21 protein-coding genes are annotated in these 24,900 nt (G+C 37.5%); 17 read left to right on the top strand and 4 right to left on the bottom strand.

The window, feature by feature from the left end; all coding sequences use genetic code 11:
* Positions 1-708: 708 nt before the first annotated feature.
* The 7 genes from O0V13_RS15610 to O0V13_RS15580 all read left to right on the top strand — a co-directional run bounded on the left by O0V13_RS15610 (position 709) and on the right by O0V13_RS15580 (position 6,787).
* Complete coding sequence (locus O0V13_RS15610; protein ID WP_268035904.1) at positions 709-1,134, top strand: nucleoid-structuring protein H-NS; 426 nt, start codon at positions 709-711, stop codon at positions 1,132-1,134.
* Positions 1,135-1,158: 24 nt separating this feature from the next.
* A complete protein-coding gene (locus tag O0V13_RS15605; RefSeq protein ID WP_073573090.1) occupies positions 1,159-1,737 on the top strand; it encodes a hypothetical protein in 579 nt (192 codons plus the stop codon).
* On the top strand, positions 1,734-2,576 hold the full coding sequence (locus O0V13_RS15600) for a hypothetical protein (RefSeq protein ID WP_268035903.1): 843 nt from the start codon (positions 1,734-1,736) through the stop codon (positions 2,574-2,576). The genes O0V13_RS15605 and O0V13_RS15600 overlap by 4 nt, the downstream gene beginning before the upstream one ends.
* Positions 2,563-5,016: a leucine-rich repeat domain-containing protein gene (locus O0V13_RS15595; RefSeq protein ID WP_268035902.1), complete on the top strand. Its 2,454-nt coding sequence runs from the start codon at positions 2,563-2,565 to the stop codon at positions 5,014-5,016. Before O0V13_RS15600 ends, O0V13_RS15595 begins: the two co-directional genes overlap by 14 nt.
* A gap of 318 nt (positions 5,017-5,334) precedes the next feature.
* Positions 5,335-5,739 carry a hypothetical protein gene (locus tag O0V13_RS15590; RefSeq protein ID WP_268035901.1) on the top strand — a complete coding sequence of 135 codons (405 nt, stop codon included), beginning with the start codon at positions 5,335-5,337 and terminating at the stop codon, positions 5,737-5,739.
* Between the two features lie 29 nt (positions 5,740-5,768).
* Positions 5,769-6,077 carry a hypothetical protein gene (locus tag O0V13_RS15585; protein ID WP_268035900.1) on the top strand — a complete coding sequence of 103 codons (309 nt, stop codon included), beginning with the start codon at positions 5,769-5,771 and terminating at the stop codon, positions 6,075-6,077.
* Between the two features lie 2 nt (positions 6,078-6,079).
* The gene (locus O0V13_RS15580) at positions 6,080-6,787 is read left to right on the top strand and encodes a LytR/AlgR family response regulator transcription factor (RefSeq protein ID WP_268035899.1); all 708 of its coding nucleotides are present in this window, start codon (positions 6,080-6,082) and stop codon (positions 6,785-6,787) included.
* Between the two features lie 7 nt (positions 6,788-6,794).
* On the opposite strand, the gene O0V13_RS15575 is transcribed toward O0V13_RS15580, so the two are convergent.
* Positions 6,795-10,994 (bottom strand): PAS domain S-box protein, encoded by a 4,200-nt coding sequence (locus tag O0V13_RS15575; protein ID WP_268035898.1) that lies wholly within the window; start codon positions 10,992-10,994, stop codon positions 6,795-6,797.
* A 10-nt stretch (positions 10,995-11,004) separates the two neighbouring features.
* On the opposite strand from O0V13_RS15575, the gene O0V13_RS15570 reads away from it, so the two are divergent.
* The 4 genes from O0V13_RS15570 to O0V13_RS15555 all read left to right on the top strand — a co-directional run bounded on the left by O0V13_RS15570 (position 11,005) and on the right by O0V13_RS15555 (position 14,072).
* The gene (locus O0V13_RS15570) at positions 11,005-11,199 is read left to right on the top strand and encodes a hypothetical protein (protein ID WP_268035897.1); all 195 of its coding nucleotides are present in this window, start codon (positions 11,005-11,007) and stop codon (positions 11,197-11,199) included.
* Between the two features lie 176 nt (positions 11,200-11,375).
* Positions 11,376-11,627: a hypothetical protein gene (locus tag O0V13_RS15565; protein WP_268035896.1), complete on the top strand. Its 252-nt coding sequence runs from the start codon at positions 11,376-11,378 to the stop codon at positions 11,625-11,627.
* Positions 11,628-11,719: 92 nt separating this feature from the next.
* Positions 11,720-12,928, top strand: a complete 1,209-nt coding sequence (locus O0V13_RS15560) for a DUF3472 domain-containing protein (protein ID WP_268035895.1) — start codon at positions 11,720-11,722, stop codon at positions 12,926-12,928.
* A gap of 49 nt (positions 12,929-12,977) precedes the next feature.
* A complete protein-coding gene (locus tag O0V13_RS15555) occupies positions 12,978-14,072 on the top strand; it encodes a hypothetical protein (protein WP_268035894.1) in 1,095 nt (364 codons plus the stop codon).
* A 41-nt stretch (positions 14,073-14,113) separates the two neighbouring features.
* Here the strand turns inward: O0V13_RS15555 and O0V13_RS15550 are convergent, their stop codons facing one another.
* The 3 genes from O0V13_RS15550 to O0V13_RS15540 all read right to left on the bottom strand — a co-directional run bounded on the left by O0V13_RS15550 (position 14,114) and on the right by O0V13_RS15540 (position 16,556).
* Complete coding sequence (locus O0V13_RS15550) at positions 14,114-14,959, bottom strand: SDR family oxidoreductase (RefSeq protein ID WP_268035893.1); 846 nt, start codon at positions 14,957-14,959, stop codon at positions 14,114-14,116.
* Positions 14,960-14,991: 32 nt separating this feature from the next.
* Complete coding sequence (gene ygiD / locus O0V13_RS15545) at positions 14,992-15,876, bottom strand: 4,5-DOPA dioxygenase extradiol (RefSeq protein WP_268035892.1); 885 nt, start codon at positions 15,874-15,876, stop codon at positions 14,992-14,994.
* Between the two features lie 98 nt (positions 15,877-15,974).
* Entirely contained in the window at positions 15,975-16,556 is a 582-nt protein-coding gene (locus O0V13_RS15540) for a Crp/Fnr family transcriptional regulator (protein ID WP_268035891.1), read from the bottom strand.
* A gap of 153 nt (positions 16,557-16,709) precedes the next feature.
* Between O0V13_RS15540 and O0V13_RS15535 the strand changes: the two genes are divergently transcribed.
* The 6 genes from O0V13_RS15535 to O0V13_RS15510 all read left to right on the top strand — a co-directional run bounded on the left by O0V13_RS15535 (position 16,710) and on the right by O0V13_RS15510 (position 24,896).
* Positions 16,710-17,297 carry a Crp/Fnr family transcriptional regulator gene (locus O0V13_RS15535; protein ID WP_268035890.1) on the top strand — a complete coding sequence of 196 codons (588 nt, stop codon included), beginning with the start codon at positions 16,710-16,712 and terminating at the stop codon, positions 17,295-17,297.
* A 76-nt stretch (positions 17,298-17,373) separates the two neighbouring features.
* Complete coding sequence (locus O0V13_RS15530; RefSeq protein WP_268035889.1) at positions 17,374-18,252, top strand: pirin family protein; 879 nt, start codon at positions 17,374-17,376, stop codon at positions 18,250-18,252.
* Between the two features lie 124 nt (positions 18,253-18,376).
* Positions 18,377-19,402 carry a hypothetical protein gene (locus tag O0V13_RS15525; RefSeq protein WP_268035888.1) on the top strand — a complete coding sequence of 342 codons (1,026 nt, stop codon included), beginning with the start codon at positions 18,377-18,379 and terminating at the stop codon, positions 19,400-19,402.
* A 396-nt stretch (positions 19,403-19,798) separates the two neighbouring features.
* A complete protein-coding gene (locus tag O0V13_RS15520) occupies positions 19,799-21,556 on the top strand; it encodes a hypothetical protein (RefSeq protein ID WP_268035887.1) in 1,758 nt (585 codons plus the stop codon).
* Between the two features lie 10 nt (positions 21,557-21,566).
* The gene (locus tag O0V13_RS15515) at positions 21,567-24,257 is read left to right on the top strand and encodes a hypothetical protein (protein ID WP_268035886.1); all 2,691 of its coding nucleotides are present in this window, start codon (positions 21,567-21,569) and stop codon (positions 24,255-24,257) included.
* A 12-nt stretch (positions 24,258-24,269) separates the two neighbouring features.
* Positions 24,270-24,896: a hypothetical protein gene (locus tag O0V13_RS15510; protein WP_268035885.1), complete on the top strand. Its 627-nt coding sequence runs from the start codon at positions 24,270-24,272 to the stop codon at positions 24,894-24,896.
* The last annotated feature ends 4 nt before the right edge of the window (positions 24,897-24,900 follow it).

The raw sequence follows: 24,900 nt of genomic DNA, 5'->3' as shown, positions 1-24,900 counted from the left end.
CCCGGAGCCTTTTTTGTTTAGGCATTGCCTGATTAAAACTTAACACTTCTCAAATTTGCAATCTTTTAGCTTAAGAAAAAATACCCTAAACAGGGTATTTTTGGTCTATTTTTAAAAAATAGTTGAATAATAAATTAGCCATGGTGACTATTTAATGATGAAAACAATAATTTAGGTGAATCAAGGTCGTGAAATGAGCTATGCAATTTTGATGTAGAATTAATCAGTTCATGGTTAAATTCGAAAGTAAAAAATAGTCCATTTGACTTAATTTTGTTGATCTTTGAATCGATAAGGTACAAATGGTTCAATTACAATTTAATTATTAGGTTTCAAGGAGGCCTGATTGAATTGTCTTCTTTTTTGAAAAAAGAAGTACTCAAAACATTTGACTGGGTAATCGTATAGTCTGAAAGAAAAATTAAACTCAATGAGGAAAAAATCTGTCACAATTCGGAATATTTCCCCATTTCTCCCCATTTATGTTTGAAATGATTTACCGCTTAAATGGAATAAAGAAAAATTGACAGAAGTAAACGTTCTTTTGGAACAAGCATTGCACGTTAATCATTGGTTTTTATTTACTTTGTGCCAAATTTCAAAAAGGGAAAAATGTAACATTACGTTTTTCCGGACAACCAAATAAATCTTAATCCAATCCCCAAAATGAAAGAAAAGCTGATCTCATTTTCGCTAAATCGCTCCTTGATGTTTGCTTTGGTAGCGTTGCTGGCAGTGGGTGCCTGTAAGTCTAAGAAAAAAGCTGTACAGCCAGAGCCTGCACCTGCACCTGTTGAGCGTGTAGAGGAAACCCCTCCTCCAGCTCCACAACCATCAGCTGAAGAAGTTGCAGCGCAAAAACTAGAAAGCGCCTTTAATTCAGTAGCAGGTTCAAGCAGCGCCGCTATGGCAAATCAATCTATTGAGCAGACGTTGGCAATGTTCTCAAATCAAGATACTCCTGTTTTGATCGTGATTCACGAAGAAAACGGAATTAAAGATTATGATGAACCCACTACTATTCGAAAGTATCTTGAATACTTGAAGGATACCAAGAAAAATCTGAACTACATCTCTGACATCCGCTTGGATGCAAATGGTAAAGTTTCAGAGCTTGAATTGAGAAGAAAATAATCATCCCTAGTAAATCAATCCAAAATGAAAAATAAATTAATTCTATTTCTTGGCCTCTTTCTTGCAAGTTCGGTTGTAGTCCTTGCCCAGTCAGATGACATCAGTCCTGCTAGAAAGCAGGCGATTGATTCTTTGGCATTGGAGAAAGTAAAAGACTTAAGTAAATACATCGCTATCATCGGTAGCAAAGACACTCAGTTTTCTGAGGCAAACCGCGTGATGGATCGTGCTGAAGAGCTATTTGCTCCAGGAGCTGAAATGGGTGTATCAAGTATCAACTCTAATGAGATCGCTTACTATAAAGTAAGAAGATACTTTGAGCGTCTAATGGCCCTTAATTACGACCGTGTCAATATCACTTGGTATGATATCCAATACATCTCCGACTTGGAAAGACAACCTGACGGAAGATATGTTGGTGTGATCACCATCTTCCAGAGATTCGAAGGTACATCTATCGAGACTGGAATGAATTATAAAGACACCACAAAGAAAGATATCACGATCTACGTTGAGAAAAAACAAACTCAAATTGCCGGTAGAACCATCGAATTCTGGGATGTTATGCTAGGTGATGTGCGAGTGACTGAAACCTCCGCATGAGATTTACCCTAATTACTTTTGCGATATTATTCGCAAGCATTTCGATTGTATCCGCTCAGGGCATTGGCTCTGGCGGTACAATCAAAGATGACGGCAGATTTGCCGCTTCTACCAAACAATTAAATCAATTTTTTCGACGCTTTAATGGCGAAGAGTCACCAACAGATGGGAATACACGGTATTATCCAGGAGACTCACTCTATCATAATATTGCCTTAAGACAAGGTTTTCTTCAAGTCCTTTTCGATAATCAAACTGGCTCTATTTCCAAAGATCTAAGGGAACAATTTGCAAAAAATGTTCTTTCTGAGGTATATCCTCAATTTCTTAATTTTCATAGGGAAGGTTGGTATTCTGAAGTACAAGCAGAATTTACCTTCAAAGGGAAAAGAGAAAGCGCAACCTTAATCCTGAAAATCCAACCGGAAGGATTGGGCTACGAATGGGTTATTGATGCAGTAAGCTTTCCTCCATTTAAAAATTTGTTCAATAAACCCGTAGGTGGGGAAAAGGATTTTCTACATCCTTTATCCCATGAACTGGGATTTATGAACTTAAGAAGAGCATTTCAGGATTCCAAACTTCCTGAAGCGTTTACAGGTTCCACATTTCACCCGGATTACCTGACATTGTTTTTGTATGAAATGAAACAAAATAATTTAAAATTCATCACGGTGAATGATGTTAAGTTTCACTTCTTTCAAATAGATGGCTGGTATTTTGAAGTATCACAGTTCAACCGTCCAGGTTTCAATACTGGATGGCTGATTTCAAATTTAGTAAAGCTTAATCCTGGAGATAAGGAAACCATTGAAAAGTACATTTATGATCAGAAGTAACAGACATTTCCTTTTTCTGATATTTCTTTTTTTGACAAGCCAATTTGCTTTTTCCCAAAGCATTAAAGGGTATACAAAAGAGGAGATTAAAGATTTTTCATCCAAAGTGGAAGATCAGGTCCGATTCCTTGAGTATTTGCTGAACACGGTAGGATCTTCTGAAACCCCTGCAAGGGATAAGGATGTCATCATTAGGGAGAGTTATCTGAAGATATTCCGTGATGCTAGTGTCCAAGTGGAGGATGACCTTCTTTTGGATAGAAAGGTAGTGACCAATAAGGATGTCACAGCCTACATGAAGGATATTGAGTTCTTCTATCAGGATGTCAATTTCAAATTCAAAATCCGAGACGTAAAACCTGCCCAAAAAGACAATGGAGAGGTTTACTTCGTGGTGTCTTTGGATAGGACCATAGATGCATCAGATAATGATGGAAAAAAAATTAGTAATACAAAGCCTAGATTTGTTGAAGTAAATCTTGATGATAAAAGCCAGGAGCTCAAAATCGTCAGTATGTATACGACCAAATTGAGCAGAGATGAGGAGTTATTAGAATGGTGGGAAATCCTAAACCCTCATTGGAAGGCTTATTTTCAAGAGAGATTCGAATTGTCACCTTTCGATTCGGTTGATTTGGATCAGCTCTATAAGTTTGTCTCTATTGACACCCTTAATATTTCAGGTACAGATAGCTTATTGGATTTACGACCCTTGGAAGCATTAAGGGATTTGAAATATGTCGATTTGAGTAATACCCAAATCACAGCTTTGGGGCCTATTTCCAATGTGACCTTTCTTCAGTATCTCAATGTAGCCAATACTCCAACTTCAGATATTCAGTTTATCAAATATTCTGATAGGTTGCGTCATTTGGATATTTCCAATACCCAGATTCAAGACATTAGTGAGCTTAGTAATCTGAAGTCTCTGAAAAGCCTAAAGGCTGAGAGAACTCCAATAATGAGTTTTGCTGTGCTAAATGAATTTGACAGCTTGAGGTCATTGGATTTGACAGAAAGCGGTTTTAATAATGCCGAAAATATCAAGGATTTATCACGATTGGAAGACTTGGATTTGAGTAGAAATTACCTGATCAATTTCACAAGTTTGGGAGAATTGGAAGCATTAAAATATATCAATCTGTCTCAAACGAATATCAAAGATCTGACACCGTTAAATAAGTTGACAAATCTGGAGATTGTTGACCTGACTCAAACTGAAGTAGCTGATATCTCGGTATTGAATGCTAAACCAAACTTAGAAAAGGTATTGGCCGATGAGACAAGTCTTTCGGTAAGTTCTGCGGATAATTTCATCAGGAATAATCCTAAAGTATTGTTGATTCACCATGTCAAGGACCTGGAGTCTTGGTGGTCCGGATTATCGGAAGCTTGGAAGGAAAGTCTCAAAAATGCTAATCCCCAAATTCGAAGCAACTCTCCAAATGTCGAAGTTCTGACTTCAACGATTGGACTTGAGTCGCTGGACCTTTCAGGAGCTGGAGTAGAAACTCTGAATCCAGTGACAAGGTTTGCTAAATTGAAAAAGATTAATTTATCCGATAATCCAATCAATGACTTGCTACCTCTTAGTGAGGTGAACACCTTGGAAGAGTTAGTAGCTGCCAATACATTGGTCAAGGATTTAAATCCAATAAGAAACAATGAGAGCTTAAAGAAAATTAATTTGGAAGGGAGCCCTGTAGAAAGTATCCTTCCAATTTTAAGCTTGCCAAATATTAGTTATTTAAATGTCAATGGATCATCGATTTTTGGAGAAGAGGTTCCAGAAGTTTTGATGAAGAAGTCTGATTTAACTTTGGTTTATAGGGTAGAGGAATTGAATCAATGGTGGACTAATTTACCTTCTGACTGGAAAGAATTGTTTAGAAGGCAATTTAGCATGCCCGAGGAGCCTACTACAGAACAATTGCATAATTTGACAGCCAAGTCGTCATTAGACCTTGAGCGCGTCTCTATTAGAGATATTAGGCCTTTGACTGCTTTTGTTAATTTGAGGTCCCTGGTGATCTTTGATGCACCTTTGTCTGATATTTCGCCAATCTCAGAACTGCATCTATTGACCAATTTGAGACTATCTCAAGCACCTATTACTGATTTTCTGCCTGTTTCAAGTTTATTTTCTCTTGAAACCTTAGATCTTTCTAATACAGGAGTTGAAGATCTTGATCCATTGGGTTCATTGACTGAATTGAAAGTCTTGAATCTCTCAGGAACAAACCTAACAGGCTTGAAAGGTCTAGAAGGACTGATCAACCTAATTGAGTTAGATGTAGCAAGTACCAATTTGAGGTCATTGAGACCGATAGAAGGGCTTAACAATTTGAAAAAATTGAGCTGCTTTAATACCAGGTTGTCCAGCCGAACTGTAGATCGATTTAAGCAAGCTATTCCAGACTGTGAAGTGAGATATTATTAATTTGATCCATTCTTATGAGAGCCTCTTCGGATAAATCTGAAGAGGCTTTTTTTATGAGAAATATCATTAAAGCAATTTTGGAATATTTTTTACCGATAGGAAATAGCCATTCACCGATAGTTGAACGGTTTTGAGCTAATTTTTTACACGGGCTCTTTCATCAGAATTACATTTGTTCAGATCATTTGATTAATCGATGGTCAAAGATTAATTGAATACCTGTTAAACCTATTGGTGGATAAGGAGCATGAGAAATCATGTAAGAGTAAAAGTTGTTTGATTGCCCTTTTGTCCCCCATATTAATTCAAAGAATGTAAATGGCAGATCATGTGGAAAACCAATTCTTCCCGCTTAGCTACCAAGAGCAAATCTTGGATAGCTATGATCTGATCACGTCAGTTTTTGGAGAGATTGGGGGACAAAACAACTTGTCCTATGAGTTGGATGGATCTTTACCTGTCATAGTAGGAAGTCCTCTGGACCTTCAAACCAGATTTAAGGATTTTATTACTGTTTTGGTAAAAGGAAAACCCATGAATCACCTGTCAGTTTATGTAAGTCATATCAAAGATCCCAAATATTGGATTTTTACCTTTTTGGTAAAAATGGGGATTGGAGATATTAGGAGGGGGAAAGAAATGGTTTTGGATGTTGACCCTGTTAAAACTTCCTTGTCTATCCCTAAAAGGGGAGGAGACTGTTATCCAATCTATCTACTCTAAATGCATCCAAGACTATTATGGACCCCTCTATGACTTATTTAGATGAATTGTCCGGTGGAAATGAGGAGTTTAAGAAAAAGATTGTAAAAATAATCTTAGCCGAACTCCCGGAAGAGTATACGCTATATAAACATGCTATTGCTGGAGGTAATTATTTTTGGGCTTCAGAAATTGTCCATCGTATTATCCAAAAGATTGCTTTTTTTCAATTAGAAGAATCCTACAAAAAAGTGGAGAAGCATGAAAAGTATTTGAGGGAAGGGAATTTAAAATACCATCCATATTTTAATGAAGTGGTAGCTAAAATTCTTAACTTCCTGCCAAAATACTCTATATAATTATGAACTGTATCATCTTAGATGATGAAAGCGTATCGAGAGAAATATTAACTTTTTTATGTCATAAACAACCAGAATTGAATTTGAAAGGCAGTTTTGCAAGTGCAATTGAGACCTTTAGGTTTTTAAATAGTTCTGAAGTTGATTTAATTTTTCTTGATATACATATGCCTGGTTTTAATGGCTTTGATTTTATTCAAACTTTGAAGAATCCTCCTTTAGTAATAATTACCTCTTCGGATAAAGGGCAGGCTATTCATGCATTTGAATATGATAGTATTATTGATTTTTTAAGTAAACCTATTGATCCTGAGAGGTTTGTGAGGTCTGTTCAAAAAGCTTCAAATATGTTGATCGAAAGGGAGACTGTAAAAACTACAGAGAAAAAACCTCAAGAATCAGATCAGTTTTATATCAATATTGATAAAAAATTGATCAAATTAGATTTAAAACAAGTTTACTTTTTTAAAGCTCAAGGCGACTATGTTCAGATCTTACTAGAGAAAGGCGAACACTTGGTGCATACCACTTTATCAAATGTTCTAGATAAACTGCCTTCTGATAGCTTTTTTCAGGTACACCGGTCTTATATTATTAATTTGAATAAAATTATTGATATTCAAGATAATACGGTTTTGATAGATAAAACTGTCATTCCAATTAGTCGGTATAAGAAGGCTGATTTAATGAGAAGAATCAACTTATTTTAGTTGTTATTTACTTTTTAAGTAACTCTAATATTAGTTCTATTTCTTTTTCTATTTTTCCCAATTGTTTTATTAAAGATTCCTGATTAATCTCTTTTGTAAGTTCAAATTCCTCTGACATTTTGGCTAATTGATTCATTCCAGAACTTACAGCGGTACCATATAGTTTATGGCCAGCTTCCTTAATGCCTGGAAGATTTTTAGCCTCGATTTCTTTCCTAAGGCTTAGCTTTGATCGACTTAATTCAGATTTAACAATTTCAATAATTCCTTCCCAGACTTCAGAATTGTAGTCTGTATATAGTTTAAGTACTTCCGGGTCGTAATGATCGGTTTCTTTTAATGAATTGGTATCTGAATTGGAGTCTACATTAAAAGTCGCCCATTTTTCAAGAACTTCTCGAAGGATGTCCTCTACGATAGGTTTGACTACAAAGTCATTCATCCCCACGGCCAGGCACTTTTCTTTTTCGCCTTTTACATTACCTGCAGTCAATGCTATAATTGGAACATTCTGACCATTTGAAAGGGATCTGATTTTTTCTGTCGCTACATATCCATTCATTTCTGGCATTTGAATATCCATGAAAATTAAATCAGGTATTGATTCTTCACATAGTTCCAAAGCCTCTTTTCCATTCATGGCTTTTATCAGAGTGATGTTAGGGGCAATTTTTTGGAAAATCGTTTCAGCCAATAACATGTTGACAGGATTGTCTTCGGCAATTAATATTTTGAGTGATTTGTCGTGAAAAGGAATTGCCTCAACTTCTATTTGATTTTCGTCTACTTCTTCCTTGAGATGGGAAAGCACATGATAAAATTCCTGAAGTTTCAACGGTTTGATCATTCGGAACTTAATATTCAAATCTTTGCAGGCCTGAATGATACTTTGATCATCCGACGAGCTGTGAAGCAATAGAATAGGCATGTCCTCCAAATGATCATTGAAGCTATCTCTTATCTTTTTGATGGTTTCTATCCCATCCATAAATGGCATATGATAGTCCATCAAAATCACGTCAAATTGCTTCCCTTTTGATAGGATTTGCAATGCCTCGAATCCATTCTTAGCCTCAGTCGTCTTAATGTTTTTCAACAAAAGCATTTGGTTGACTATGAGCCTGTTATTGTCATTGTCATCTACCACCAAAACCTCCTTGATTTCTTCCATTCCAGACCATTCAATCGGATCGCCTACTTCGGTTTCCATAACTACATCGAAATAGAATGTACTTCCTTTTCCCGGGGAGGAGATTAATTGGAGTTTACTTCCCATCAAACCTAGGAGTTTGTTTGAAATGGTCAGCCCCAGTCCAGTTCCTCCATACTTTTTGGTAGTTGAGCTGTCTTCTTGAGAGAATGCTTCGAAGATTTTTTCTTGCTTTTCTAAACTGATTCCAATGCCAGTATCTCTCACAGAGAATCGAAGAAGGTTTTTACCATCCACTTCTTTGAGATTTTCAATTTTTAGTTCAATCTCTCCTTCCTCTGTAAACTTGGAAGCATTCCCTAAAAGATTGACCAATACCTGCTTAAGTCTTACAGAATCTGCATGGATAAACCGAGGGAGGCTCGGATCCACATTGAGGAGCATTTCAAGTCCCTTATTTTGAATCTGGTATGTGATAATATCTGTGGCCTGCGATGCCATTTCAAATAGATCACTTTTGTCTATGTCTAACTCAAGCTTACCGGCTTCGATTTTAGAGAAATCTAGAATGTCGTTGATGATACTTAAAAGTGCATTTGCCGATTGGTTGACAATAGTCAGGTATTGAAGCTGTGTTTCATTCAGCTTTGTTTTGAGGACAAGGTCTGTGAAACCAATTACCCCATTCAAAGGTGTTCTGATTTCGTGGCTCATGTTAGCCAAAAATTCAGATTTAGCTCTGCTGGCTTCTTCAGCTACTAATTTGGCATTTTTTAGTTCCTCTCTACGTTTGACCATACCCGTGATGTTTTGGGTATAGATCATCATTCCGCCAATTTTGCCATCGTGTAAATACCACGGCCTCATTTCCCAGCTTACATAAATCTCCTCATCAGAGCCAGGTAGCTTAAAAATATCTTCCTGTTTACTTTCTACATTACCTTTGAGTACGCTATAAAAAAGGTCTTTAACTTCATCGTTAATTACCGCATCAAATATCTCAAAATGGGAAATCCCGAGAACATCCTGATCCTTGAGCTGATATTCCTCGAGCCATCTATTACTGACAGCAATATATTTTAAGTCTTTATCTAACATTGCCACCGCAGCTGGTGCATGCTTTACGAAAGCTGAAAGTCTACCTTTTTCATTTGAAAGTTCGATCTCAGTCTCCACTTTATCAGTGATGTCAATCGCAATACCCAAATATCCGATACTGGTATTTTCGGTGTCTTTTATTGGAGTTACGACCAAAGAAACCAGGCGTTTTTTACCATCTTTTCTAATATAGGTCCAGTCCCTTTGCTCTGACCCATCTCTCTCAGCTCTTGCCACAAAAGTTTGAAATCCTTCTACGGGCTTCCCGAACTCTTCTGAGACCACTTCTGATTGAGCAATAATCTCCTGTTTCAAGTGAATTATTTCAGGAGTTTGTTTTCCGATCATTTCTTCAGCATGGTAGCCAAGCATTTTTTCTGCCCCTCTGTTGAAGACTGTGATTACACCAGTCAAATCTGTCGCAATTACACTAACTTCTGAAGAGGCACTAAAAACGTCATCCAAAAGCTTTTTTGCTGATGCAGCTTCTAACTCTGCCTTTTTTGTTTCATCAATATCCTGAAAAGTTCCGACCACCCGGATACATTTCCCTTCTTCCATAATTGGTTTCCCAATGGCTCTCACCCATAGCATATTGCCTTTAAAAGTGATGATTTGAAGGTCCAGATTCCAAGACTTTCCTTTATTGATGGCCTCATCTACGGCTTTTGTTATTTTTTCTCTGCTTTCTCCTGGCTTGTAAAAATTAATACCAGATTCGAGGTCAGGAACAAAATCTTCAGGAACCTCATGGATTAGTTTGGTTACTGGTGTCCAGGAGAGCTTTTGATGAATTAGATCCAAAGTCCAACCACCTACCCGAGCTACTTGACCTGTTTCTTCAAGAAGAATTTTAGTTTCTTTTAAATCTTTTTCTAAGACCGCCCTATTCGAAATATCAATAGCATTTCCAATGATGTATTCGGTATCTCCGTTTTCGGGATGATACATGACATTGTTGAAAATCCAAGTCCTTATCGACCCATTTTTATGGCGAATAGCCATTTGGCCATTTGCTTTTCCCTCTGATTTGATGAGTTTTAAATAATTTTCAACTCCAGAATGGTTCTCCTCGGGCACCAAATCAAAAAGGGAAAATTGGATGACTTCTTCCACAGTATATCCCAATATTGAAGCGCCTGCAAAATTCACAGATAAAAAATTGCCTTCTAAATCATGGGTACACATGAGCCCTTGGGAGTTTTCGAAAAAGACTTTTAATCGTGCCTCTTTTTCCATAAGTTGACTTTCTATTTCTTTGGCTTCAGAAATATCACGGCCTATTGCAAAAATTTTACCGGTGTTAGGTTCTGGTGTAGCAGTCCATTGAATCGTTTTGCTGAGTCCCTCTTTGGATAAAAATCGATGATCAAAACTGATGGTTTTGGAGTCTGTTAATAACTTTTGGAAAATCTCAAAGGTGTACTCTAAATCCTCAGGGTGAATAAAATTGGCAAAAGGTTGATCAAGTACTTCTTCCTTTTTATATCTCAAAAGTGAATGAAAATAGGGGTTGACTTTTTCGAATTGCCCCTGACGATTGACAATGCATACCAGATCTTTTGAAAGATTGAAAAGTGTTTCAAAGTTTTCCTTTTGTGATTCCTGAATTCTCGAATCTATGATTCTTTCAACCTCATCTTTTAGCAAGTTTAAGCCTTGCATTTCTTTTTCGGAGAAATCTTTTATTTCATTATTTACGATAGTCAATAAACCTGAAACCTTTTCAGTATGAAATTGTATTGGGAGAATAGCTATGGCGCCAACCTTGGCATCTTCAAAAAGAGGGATGGGCCTGGTAAATATTTGTATAGTTTTGGTTTTCAGTAACTCTTTTTCGTCAAAAGTCGCTGGTACTTCTTTCTCCATCGCTACCCCAAAACTTGAGAAGATCTTCCATTTATCTTCTTCTTCAAAAGCCAAATAGGCTCCAGAAGTTTGAGTAAGAAGGGTTGTCAATTGACAAATCTTGGATAATTCTAAAATTGATTTTGAGTCTAAAATTTCAGATAAAGAAAAGTTTTCTTCTGGAAGAAAGTCAGATGAGGAAAATGCCATTTTATTTAATTTCCTTATTTACAATAAGGCGTTAGTTATAGAAACTAAAGTGAACAATTTCTTACAAAATATGGGGCAAATGTTAGATAAAAAAGGAATTATATAAGACTTAATGTATTGGTTGTATAACTGTCGGGTTCGGTAAACTTGAAATCCATTTATGGCTATTTAAATAACATAAAGCCCATTTTGTTTAAAAACTTAAGAAAAGGATAGTCTTGGATTTTCAGATTAGTTGTTAGGATTATCTAACTTGCCTCCCGTTAAATTTAAAATCTCCATATGTTTGATAGTCCCGACTTTCCCCAATCTTTAGAAGAAAGTGAATTTGAATCTTGGTTGGAAACTGGAAGAGAAAGTAAAATTTCCTATTCCTATTTATTGGTGATTTGGGATGAACTGGAGGGGAAATATGCTCCAGTTTTCGCCGAAAATAGATCTGATATCAATAGATATGAACGATATGGTGATTCACCTGATAGGCAATTGTTGGTAGCCGCCTATGATCTATATTCCGAATCCCGAGTAGCCTAAAATTATCCCCATTCAATATGTTTCTACGAGTTTTTTCAACCCTATTGCTCCTGTTCCAAAGTTTAAATTTTACAAATAATAGATCTGCTTTAATGGATTCAAGCTTTCAGATTCCATTGGGAGGAAATACCTATCAAACTGCAGGTTTAGAAAAAGAGGAGATTACTAAGGAAGGGATTCTTTCTTGGGAAAATCAAGGTTCTGAGTTTAGTGTTTATTTCAAATCAAGCCAAGCAACTCAGGTGAGTGTTTTGTTGAAGCTGATCCCTCAATCTCAAGGAAGTACAATTGAATTGGTGGCTGACAGAGTTTTTGAAATTGATATTGAACCTGGACAATCTGAGGTGAATCTGGAAAATGTAGTTCTGAAAAAAGGGTACAATGAATTCCAGTTGAAAGGTATCAGTAAAGAAGGGAATGATTTTGTGAAAATATCTGATCTAGAAGTCCATTCAATTGCTTCTATCGAGTTGGAATATGTAAAAGATAATGAGAATAACAGATTCTACTGGGGAAGAAGAGGTCCCTCTGTTCACTTAACTTATACCTTGCCTGATGATCAAAATTTCAAATGGTTTTATAATGAAATTGAAGTTCCAGTTGGGGAAGACCCAATAGGATCCTATTTTATGGCAAATGGATTTGGAGAAGGTTATTTTGGTATCCAAGTCAATTCAAAGGAGGAAAGAAGGATCTTATTTTCAGTTTGGAGTCCTTTCAAAACCGACAACCCAAGCGAAATTCCTGAAGAGGAAAAGATCAAATTATTGAAAAAAGGGGATCAAGTCTATACCGGGGAGTTTGGTAACGAAGGTTCTGGTGGGCAGTCTTATTTAACATATTCTTGGAAAGCTGGGGTAACCTATAGTTTTCTGAATTCGGTTGAACCTGACGGAAATGGGAATACGGTTTACACCGCTTATTTCTTGGATCCTGAGAAAGGGGAATGGCAACTGATTGCAAGTTTTTCAAGACCAAAAACTGATACTTGGTATAAGAGACCCCATTCATTTTTGGAGAATTTCGTTCCTGAATCGGGTAATATCACAAGAAGAGGTATTTACAAAAACCAATGGGCAGCCGATAAAGATGGAAACTGGATTGAGTTAACTGAGGCTAAGTTTACTGGGGATGATATTGCCAGAAGGGGATATAGAAAAGATTTTGCTGGAGGAAGCTTAAATGGTCAGTTTTATTTGATGAATGGTGGGTTTTTCGATGAATCAACAGGACTCAATAGCTTTTATAATCGAAATCCTACAGGAAAAGCCCCAAAGGTAGACTGGATTAAACTTCCATAAATCAGAGTTTTCAGGATAGGAAACTTTTCAAAAAAGTGTATTTTGGATCATGCGAATTTGTTTTCGACTGACCCTGTTTTTTTTATTTTTTTCAGGTGGCTTATCTGCTCAGCAAGCGGTACTTCACCTTCGGCCTGTATTGAAGCCTCGCTACGAAACAAATTATCGGATTGTGGATGTATTGGATTTTCGTGGGATTTCCGAAAAGTCTATCGGGGATATTTACTATACCAAAAGAGATAAAGCTCCGGTTGTCTTTGAAAAGGAGCTTTCTGAATTGATTTTGAAGCGCTTTCAAAGTGATATTTCCTTTCCTGATTCTATTGCGAGAGATATTCAGGTTAGGTTGGAAATGCTGAATGTTTGGGAAAGACCCAATGCAAAAACTGGACTGTATGACGGCAGGATGGAGATCCGGTTGAGTTTCTATTTGTTGACTGATTTGGATCCGATTTATTTGGTCAAATATCAAAACAGGATCTTATATCAGCGATCTTTAAATGGGGTGAATAAAATGCAGGACTTGATGGTCGAGTATATTGATGAGAGTCTTGAGTATTTTGATAATTGGATCAAAACCAATGGGTTGGAGCATCGAGATCTTGCAGAGACTGTTGAGTTGAGAATGAAAGACCCAGTTCGACCATCTACAATTGATACTGTTTTTTACGATCCTGAATTCCCTCTTTATTGGGAAAATTTCAGTGCTAAACCCAATCTTCTAAGTAGGAAGAACGCTGTGATTAACACCAGTTTTTCTATTGAAGGTAGTGCAGTGTTGCAACAAGGGAATATTATCCAAACATTAGAATTTAAAGTCTATATGTTACCCAATCAATCTTGGGTAAAAGAACCGGATGATTATGCCTTAAACCATGAAAGGCGACATTTTGATATAGTTAGGATTGTCGTGGATCGTCTCAAGACTAGGTTGCACACTATGGAGCTAACCCCGGATAATTTTCAGGCAAAATTGAATGAGGTATTTTTCGATTCCTATAGGGAAATGAATAAAATACAGGAAGCCTATGATGGCCAATCCGCCAATGGGATGAACAAGGAAATGCAGGTCTTATGGGATTGTTGGATTCAGGAGGGCTTAAGTGGGGATTGGACTTACTTGATTGAGGCAATTGAAAAATAAAAAAGCACTTCATAGAAAGTGCTTTTTGATAATGAGTTGGTTTAGCCAAGTGTTTGAACAACTGATTCACTCATTGGGGTAGTTGGTCTTTGTATCAATTTGGAAAGGGTCTTTGAATCATCAAAAAGGTCACCTTTACTTGCGCTTACATCCCATCCAGCTATAGCTTGAGCAAACCCAGCGGGTACACCCACAGATTCAAGAATTCCGGCATATTGAGATTCTTCCAGGTTGTTGTAAGGGATTTCTTTTCCAGCCTCCTTAGAGATTTCCTTTGCCAAATCAGAAAGTGTATAACTTTCATCTCCAGCCAATTCATAAACTTTTCCTTGGTGCTGAGGATCTGTGATCACAACAGCCGCAGCTTCAGCAAAATCATTTCTTGCTGCAGAGGAGATTTTTCCTTCACCTGCACTGCCAATGAATGCTCCAGCTTTTAAAGCTGAATCCACAGATCCCAAGTAGTTTTCTGTATACCATCCATTTCTTAGGATAGTAACCGGGATTCCAGCTTCTTTCAATAGTGCCTCGGTTTCCAAATGCTCTCCTGCCAAGCTTAAAGTAGACGTGTCAGCATGTAACAAGCTCGTATAAACGATCCATTTAACTCCTGCTTCTTTTGCTGCTTGGATGACGTTTTTGTGTTGTCTAGATCTTTGACCGACCTCACTGCTCGAGATCAAAAGAAGGTAGTCGATTCCAGAAAGGGATTGTTTCAATGTTCCAGAATCATTGTAATCGAATGCACGACTTTCTACTCCAAGTCCTGCGGCTTTTTCCTGATTTCTAACTAGTGCTACTATGTTTTCAGCAGCAGTTTTTGATTTTAGATGATCGATGACCAAAGAACCCAATTGACCAGTGGCTCCTGTAATTCCAATTTTCATGGTAGTATGTTGGTTATGTTTAAAATTTATATTTATCCGATTTTGACAGATGTCATTGTGAGTGATCCTGCCAAATAAGAGTCGTTGAATAATGCCAGCTCTTCGTTTTTTCCTTGAAGTGCCAAGGCATAGAGTAATGGTAAATAATGCTCAGGTGTAGGAATAGCCAATTGGAAAGATTTCCCCATTTGAGAGAAATTGATCAATTCATCATGATTTCCACTTAGAATGTTTTGTTTGATCTTTTCACTGGCTTCTATGGCCCAATCATAACCGTAATTTTCGTTCATTTTTTGCCAATGAACCATTCTGAGGTTATGGACGATATTTCCGCTTCCCACAATGAGAATTCCTTTTTCTCTCAGTTTAGAAAGCTCCTGAGCCAATTCATAGTGTTGCTTTGGGGTTTTATAATAGTCCAAACTCAACTGAACTACAGGAATGTTAGCTTCCGGATACATGTGACGAATCACTGTCCAAGCGCCATGGTCCAAACCCCATTTATCATCTAAATGAACATCCGTGCTATGGACCAAATCTTGGACGCCTTTCGCTAATTCAGGTGAACCTGGAGCAGGGTATTCTACCTCGTACAGTGCTTTTGGGAATCCTCCAAAATCATGAATGGTAGGTGGATTCTGCATAGCCGTGACTTGCGTACCTTTTGTTTCCCAGTGAGCAGAAATCACCAAAATTGCCTTTGGAGTAGCGATCTGATCTGAGACTTTTCTAAAGCCTCTCACAAATTCATTTTCTTCGATAGCATTCATAGGGCTTCCATGTCCTAAGAATAACACGGGCATTTTTGGAGTGTTTTCCAAAGGTCCCAACATTGATTGGATAGAAGATAGATTCATGGCTGAAATACTTAATGGAATCGTCGTTACCAAATGTTTGAGGAATGATTTTCTATTCATCGATTTGAATGGCCACTTCCATTTGTTGATTAGTACGATACAAATGTAGGGTTGCCATTTCAGCTGCACCCTTAACCTATGTTAAGAAAAAAAAGACCTTATTTCTTTTTGCGAATTCTGCTAAGGCTTTCTGGAGCGATGCCCAAATAGGAGGCAATGTAAGTTTGAGGTACTCTCTGTAGAATATCACAATTCTCCTTGATCATTTCATTGTAGCGTTCTTCTGCAGTTTCCCACATAGTTGAGTTGAGTCTAGCCAAAGAATTGATATAGGCTTTTTGAAATAGAATTCTAAAGTATCGTTCCATTTTGGGAACCTCCTCATAAAGATTTTCCAAAACCTCAGGAGAAATCCTCAGCACAATGGATTCCTCTAGAGTCTCGAGATAAAATTTAGAAGGTTGTTGAGAAAAGAAGCTTTCCAAGTCACTGATCCAATTGTTTTCCAGACGGATTTGGTAGATGTGTTCATCACCTTTGGCATCGTGATAATAGGATCGTGCTCCTCCTTGAATGATAAAATAAATGTATTGGCAGACCTGACCGGGTTCGAGAAGTTTGATTTTCTTTTTTACAGCCTGCTTTTCAAATGAAGCTAAAATCTTCTTCTCTTCTTCAGGGTCCAGTTTTACCCATTTATTGATATAATAAATCAATTTATGGTCTAAAGATTCATCCATGGTAAAAATCTATAAAATCTGTAGGAAAAAACAGGTAAGTGTTGGTTTAGGTTCATGCACTCCATCTTGAATTTGAGTAGATATTTAAGAAATTGATTTCAGATAATAATAAATCAAAAGATATTCAGGACACTTTTAATTGATATCGTCGGAATGAATCACTTTACCCTCAAAAGCTATTTGACCTCCAACTTGGATTTGAGAGAGGAGGAAATCAATATGATTTTGACTGAATGTAATACTCGTATAGTCTCTAAGGATGAATATTTGCTAAAAAGCCAAGAGTATTGTAAGCATATATTTTTTGTGGAAGATGGCTTACTGAGGCAATTTTCCATTGATGAAAAAGGAAAAGAACATATCCTTCATTTCGCTCCCGAAGGTTGGTTTGTGACCGACCGAGAAAGTGTGTTTTTCAATCAACCCTCCCAATTCAATATTCAAGCATTAGAGGATACTCGAGTGGCTGTTTTGGATGATGCTTTTTTTAAGATTTTGGAGGAAAAGATGCCTTCATTTCGAGACTTCAACCATCGGATGATTCACAGTTATATCCGAAGTCTTCAGAACAGGATTATGATGTTGTTGAGCAATACCGCAGAGGACAGATATCTGAAATTCATCAAAAAATATCCAGACATTCCATTGAGAGTTCCACAATGGATGATCGCTTCCTATTTGGGAATTACTCCTGAAAGCTTAAGCCGAGTCCGGAAAGAATTGGCCCAAAGGCACAAGTAAAATCGATCTTACCATAGATCAATGCAATCCTCTTTCTTTCTATTCATTTTTGTATAGGTTATAAAAAGGAGGAAATATGAAACCTAGATCAGTAGAATTAGTAGCAAGCCCAGGACAACCACATTTTGTTGGAGATGGGTTTAGAGTACATAATTTCATTCCAAGCGGATTTCGCATGGATATGCAGCGGATGGATCCTTTCATCATGTTGGATTACAATTCCAAATTCCATTTTCCTGCGTCTTCCAGACCAAAAGGGGTTGGAGTTCATCCCCACAGAGGGTTTGAAACAGTGACGATTGCCTATAAAGGGAAAGTACAACATCATGATAGTAGCGGAGGTGGAGGAGTCATCGGCGAGGGCGATATCCAATGGATGACCGCTGCGTCCGGGGTTCTTCATAAGGAGTTTCACGAGGAAGAATGGAGCAAAAAAGGTGGTGAATTCCAGATGGTTCAATTGTGGGTGAATCTTCCTGCCAAGGATAAGATGAGTGCACCAAAGTATCAAGCTATTAAAAATGATTCTGTCCCGAGAGTTCAATTGGATTCAAAGGGAAGTGAAATAGATGTCATAGCAGGTGAATTTGAACATGTGAAAGGAGTAGCTTCCACATTTACTCCAATAAACATGTGGAATGCTCATTTGAAGGAAGGATCAGAGGTGAAATTGAATTTTCCTTCACATTTCAATACTGTTTTATTGGTTGTTGAAGGAGAAATAGAAGTCAATGGTACCGACAGAGCTCCAACAGATCACTTGGTGTTGTTGGCAAATGATGGGGAAGAATTCTCAGTAAAAGCAACTCAGGATTCAAAGGTGTTGGTTTTGAGTGGAGAACCTATCAACGAACCCATTGCTGCTCACGGACCTTTTGTGATGAATACTCGCCAAGAGTTGATGGAAGCATTCAATGACTTCAATGAAGGTAAATTTGGGTATTTAGAGGATTAAGTACAAAGCGGCTTTCTTCTTCGGAGGGAAGTCGCTATTTTTTTGTTTAATTATGAGAACAGTTGAAAATCATATAACTGAATAAAATCAAAGCCAATAGAGTTCTTCTAATACTATTTCATCTATGAAATCCAAAAATGATCTCAACCGCACCCTATTCGAAATAGGTCAAGTATTTATAAAAGAGGGGAGAGATTATGAAAGCTTTAAAATTGCTGTAGATCGCTATAAACAATTGATGTATGACTTATTGGGGTTGGATCTGGAAGATGGGAAAAATCGTGAAAATCTGTCCACTGAAACTGGAATTGCCATTGGACCAACATGGGCAGCGATGTGTTTGGATGACATCACAAGAACCCAAAAGTTTGTAAAGGGGATTTTTGAGGCAGTTGAAGAACTTCTTTTAAAGAGAAAAGATTCAAGGCCAATCCATATTCTTTATGCTGGGACGGGGCCTTATGCGACCTTGATTTTACCTGTTTTGGCGAGCTATTCTGAGAAAGAAGTGAAAGTTACTCTTGTTGAAATAAATCCTGACAGTTTTGATCATGTTATTCACATTTTCAAAAAACTCGGATTTGAAGGATATCTTCAGGATGCCCTTCAGGTAGATGCTACTAAATACCAATTCTCGAAAGAAATCGAAATCGATATCGTAGTTAGCGAAACCATGCAGCGGGCTTTGGATACCGAGTGCCAAGTTCCTATTTTCTTGAACCTTCAAAACCAATTTGGGGACGATTTATTATTCATTCCCCAGCAAGTGGTTTTATCTTTTGGTCTGTCTCAATCTTCTTCCAGTTTTGACACAAAACCATGGGTTGAATACAAGCCATTATCCTTCGTTTTTGCACTGGATACTTATACAAAAAGAGATTTTTTGTTGGAGGGAAATTCAATAAATAAGGCTAGTCGGTTTAAGAAAGTGAGTAGGTGTTTTTCAAATCAAAAGTTTTCGGATGAGGTACTGCCTGTAATCCTAACTGAAATTCAGGTTTTTAAAAATAACTGGATAAGAACCAATGAAAGTGGATTGACTACTCCTAAAATAGTAAGCTTGGATTTAAATGGTTTAAGAGATTTTACATTGGATTTTCAGTATGAAATCTCTGATACTCCCCAGTTGAATATTTCGATTTCGAGGTAGTGTTGGTTGTAAATCAAAGGGTTATAAAGTTGGTGGTTTCCATGGATTTCCAGTAGAATTGAAAATTTTTGAATTTTATTTAGTAGTTTTTTACACTACAAAAATCATTTTTATCTATTTAAAAAACTAAGATTTATATATGTGAAAAAAATATTCGAATTACGTGTAAATACGTATTTTATTCGATTATTATATGCTATAATTTTGTGATAATCAATCATTTCTGAATTTTTTCTAAATACTCTTTTAGTGTTGTATGGTGCTGATTTTCACAGGTATTAAGATAAGGTGATCTATTTTTATTTTTGATTACTTATTGTTTAGTATATAAACTTGTGAGATAAGCCTTTCATGTTTTTGATCTAGAGTATTTGGGATACAAACCAAAAATAACTCATGACAGAAAATCAGAATTTAGGTGGTTTTGATATGGTATTGGGACTTTCTCAATCCACTATCAATTTCCAGTTTAAAATGCTTTACCAAAATGGCTTTATCAAAGATAGGTGGTTTGCTTTGGTAGGGAATGTCCTCAATCCCAAAGAGGGGGAAAAGCCCTTTTGTTTTGAAGGGACTCCAGAGGAATTGAAGTCGAAATTGAATCGATGGATTTCCATTCAAGATCAATTTTCTGCAGCGTATGATGCTGATAATATTGATGATATGGTTGAGTTAAAAAATATCATCAAAACAGAAGGACTGAATTTCGATTATGCTTGGGATGTGGATCTCAAATCTCCTACCGTCGAGATAATCAATAAAGATCCCCGCAATCTCTACTTTAATCTGTCTTTTTCAGAAGGTAAGCTTTACTATAGACCTGAAAAAACTTCAAAAGTTAAACTATTTGATTTGTCGGGTTGCGTATATGCTTTTACCACTCCGATAGGCCGGATTAAAGTAGCTAAGGATCAAATGGTAATGGAGGCTGATGAGGCAATGGATTCCATTATCCGCAATTCCGGTTTAACAGAAGCAGACTTTAGAATTGAGAGTTTGTTTCTAAATTTTGAAAATGCGAATATTTCAGATTTTGATATTGGGAGAAGCAAGTTTCCCGAGGGTTTAATCCAACCATTCCAAGTAACCATTGAGAATTATTTCAAATTGATTCTCAAAGGCTCCACGAATCCCTATGTCCTTGGATATGGCGTCACTCAGCCAAAAATAAACAGTCAAGAGGCGATGTTTCAGCCGACCTCATTGGAATTTTCGACCAGTTATAGTACCAAAACAGATCAGGCCAAACCTGTTAAAGGGCAATATAGTTCTTTCAATTTTTTAATGATGTTGAATGGAGATCCGGCACCAACTGAGCCCACCGCAGGGATTCTGCCAGCTAGCCTGATAGAATTGGGGATGGATACCAGTTCAACCACAGATGGGGTTTTTGCGATGGACCGCTCTCATTTTGACCAATATTTAGATTCATTGGATGAATATGTGGTCAGTGTATTTAAAGCCAAGAAGGATGTAAAAGTGGAATCCGGAGGCTTCCAGGTAAAGGATGGCAAACATATCATGGTCGCTACTTCCCACATGGCTGGAGGAGAGCTTGGGGATGATAAAATCGATACCACTTATACACTGGAGCGGAAAGCCCTGAAAAATGTCTCGGGTGGTGTGGAAGTGGAGTACGAATTCCAGGTCGAAATAGTGGTCCATTTGATTGCCAAGGTCTTTGTCGAGATTGAACTGAAGAAAATAGATCTTTCTACCTCGGGTCAATATAGCTACAGGGATGTCAAAGGTCCTGGGAAAGTAGGTTCCATGAAGTTTTTGATCCAAAACGGAACCGAAGGGAAATTCAATTTGAAAAACACACTGGAGCCTCCAAAGATTGCCTTTGATGAATCCGTCTATCTATTTGAAGGAGGGGCGCTCAAGATATTTTTGAATATCGTGAAGCTGATTTTAGCCTGGCCGATTTTGCTAGTCGAGGGAATCATTAATCAGATCGCCATTGATTTAAGTAATAATGATGTGACCAAAGAGAATGAGTCGATCAAGAGATTAAGGGAAGTGGATGTGTTGAATCAAACCAATAAAGTCATTCTTCCTCTTGGTAAAACCTATGCTTATAAAAATCTGAGAGCTATAGAAGATAAGTCTTTGATAGCCTATGATATCACTTACGCACCTGTCAACGAATAATTTTTTGATTATGAATTTAGCACAAGAAAACATCGTCAGTAAAGAAGATCAAGTTCGCGTGAATTTTAGCAGCGAACTGATGAGTAATTATTTCCCTGAATCAAGTATCAAGGGAAGTAAGGAAATCAGAACCTTCATGGTCGGACCGGATCAGCCTTTGATTTTTTATCAGGATCAGGATGATTTGCTCAAGGCTATTTTGCGGAAAGAAGGTTCTGAGTCAGGATGGATCTCTTTCAGTCTTTCTGAAGGAGCGGTAAAATCCTATGAGTTGGAATACAATATTAAAAAAGGGAGGATTCAGATTGCAAAAGTCGAGAGCAATCAAGTTTGGGTTTCGCAGGCATTGGATGTTGCTTCTACAGATTTTGAGAAGCTCGAGCAAGCCTTAAGCTGGACCGCACTGAGAGCGGATACATTTGCTGAGACGATTGACAAAGTTTCGTTGGGAACCCAGCACGTTCTTTTTGGGACGTCTTCCAAATCGAGCGACGCCTTGTTTTATCTGGCAGATCTCAAAGAACTAAAACCTGAATCTTATACCTTTCCAGAGCACGCGAAAACGATTCTCCAATTTGAGTTGGGGACCTATGCCAAGTTTCCTGGTGTGTTTTTCCTTTATCAAATCGGAAATGAAAGGACGTTGTTGTTTCAATCGTTTCCGGATGAGGAATATGATCGCACTTATGATTCAAGGTTTGTCGCCGAAGAGACCCTGAATTGCTTTGCCTTATTAGAATTGCCTTCAGGAAACGATATGATTTATGCTGCTGGTAATCAGATTCATCAATTTAAAGGTCCGGAGAATGGAGAACAGGGTACCTATGAGACTCTTCCCGGTGTCTATCAACAGGTCCATCAGATCAGAGCGGCATCTTTTGAAGGAGAAAATTCAGTTTGGGCCTTGGATCAAGCTGGCTTGTTTTATCAGACAAATCGATTTTTTAATCAGGTGAGTCAGGAATTTGAGTCAGGCAAATGGACCAGACCTCTCCTGATGGTCGAAGGCGTTTCACAATTCAGTTGTGTGAAGGGGAAAGGGGTTCGGAATCAACTATATGCAGTAAGTACAGCTTTTGGAAGCGAATTGACTAGGCTTTGGCAGGATAGCGTCACTACACTTTGGAATACAAATAAAGTGACTCTTTCTGATTTGGATAGTTTGAAAGAAGTCGAGTCTTACTCTGCACAAGTTCGATTCAATACAGCTTCTAAATTGGCTTCATTCCAAGGTCAAAAAGTGTATTTAAGTGCTGAATCCAATCTTTTCATTTACGTTGATAGTCAAAGTTATCATTTGGGACCTGATCACAAAGTTGCTATTCCTTTGGGCATCGTCCCAGAATTCACCATCATCGCTCCTGTGGAGGAGATTGGCGCCCCTACCATTGTTATGTCGGCTGACTTTTTGGAAAATGAAAAAGTAATTGATCTTTCGGGAAAAATCTTTGATAAACTTCAGAGCAAGATTGATAAAGAAGGAGGATTGGCAAATGCCAAAAAACAAAATGGTAAAAGCCTGATCCCGGACGGAGTTAAGCCTGAAACTATCAAAGCTGCTCAGGACGGAATTGGTCAAATGCTTGGTATAGCAAGAGATATGGGAAGAGGAAAAACGCCTGTCTTAAAAGCTACATCATTTGCTGTAGGAGGAGCAGGAACATCAGGTGTTTCTATCAATTCATTGGCCTCAGTATCCTCTGATTTTGGACACTCATTGGGAGATTTTCTCCATTCGATATGGAATAAGGCCAAAGAGGCTTTCGAATTCGTCATGGAAAAAGTAGCCGATGGAGTGAAATTCATTATCAAAATTGGTGAGCAGGTGTTTAATTGGATTGTAAAAACTATACGAGAAATTGGGAGCTTTATTCAGCGGGTTTTTGATTCTATCAAGGTCTTTTTTAAAGATTTATTTGAGTTTTTGGCCTTTCTTTTTGATTGGGATGCCATACTTGATACCAAAAGGGCTTATAAAGGTTTTGCAAATAATGCAATCATCAATCTTAAAGGAGAGATTGGAAATATTCGGAATTTTATCAATGAAACTTTGGAAAAGGAGATTGCAAAATTCTCTCCTGAGTTAGTTTCAATTCCCAAAGAATTGGATCAAACCAATCTAACAGAGTCTTCTAAAGAAACCGAACCAGATCCAAGGTCCAATTGGCTAAATTCCAAGAAACAATATTTGAATAGCGGGAAAGGAGATGAGCCTGTCAAAAAAATGCCTACAGAACTATCTGATGTATTCAATAGTCTAATGGCTGACTTGGTTCCGATTTTTAAAGAAACAGGGGAGGGGTTCCTTTCAGAATTCAAAATCGTTGCAGAAAAATTTAATCAGGTCATTCGTGGACAACTTTCCTTTGGGGAGTTTTTGAAGTTCGCTCTACAAAAATTGGCAGGCACAGGACTCTTTATCCTAAAACAATTGATGGATGTGATCTTGCGCTCTTTGGAAGCCTTGATGGATGTGGCAAATATCGCATTGAATCAAGTTTGGAATGTGCCTATTATTTCAGCTTTATATCGTGAAATTTCTGGTGGAGACGATTTGACTTTTTTGGATGTGATGTGTTTGTTCTTGGCCATTCCAAGTACGATCCTTTTTAAAATTGGGGAGAATTATGCGCCATTTGAATCAGAAGAAGTAAAAGTAGCTTTCGTTGAAAGAGGGAAAAATATTTTTCAGTTAACCTAAATAATAATTAAAATGTCTGTCGATAAAACAATAGAAAAAGCTTTGCAATATTTTGACGCTGCATTGGCTGGATTAGAAGTTTTGATTTTTCCAGCTGAACAAATTTTGGAGGCTGCTGGAGATGAGGGTAGCTTAGTACAAAAAGTCAGCAATGGCCTATTTGTATTAGGGATATTATCTATGATCACCTCTTTTGGGGTGGTTTATGCAAGAGATGTGAAATTGGACTTGAAATTTAAGTGGATCATCTATCCATTATTAACTGTGGTCCTAGCAGGTGAATTGTTTTTTATTTATAGTACTGTAAATAAGGGCGCTCCTTCACTTATTAATAAGGTGATCAGTTTTGGGAAGCCTATTGGTTATTTGTTAGGTGGTGCCGCAGTAATTACAGCTATGATTTGTGCACCAAAGTATTTTTTGAATATGACCAATATTGGGAGGGCAATTTATTTGGCCCCAGGGATTTTTGCCTTACCTCCTTTGAGAACTCTTCCTTTTTATCCCATTGTAGTTTTAATTCGGGTTGGAGGAAAGATCACACAGTTATCCTCTCAAATTATTGAAATAGCCATTGAGGATATCAATAGTAATCCAGAACCAACTTCAGGAGACAACCAAATAATTAGTCTTACTTAAGGTT

This window comes from Algoriphagus sp. PAP.12, assembly GCF_026652115.1.
Lineage (GTDB): Bacteria > Bacteroidota > Bacteroidia > Cytophagales > Cyclobacteriaceae > Algoriphagus.
Note: the sequence above shows the minus strand (reverse complement) of the source record. Positions and strands in the feature narration are given on the sequence as shown.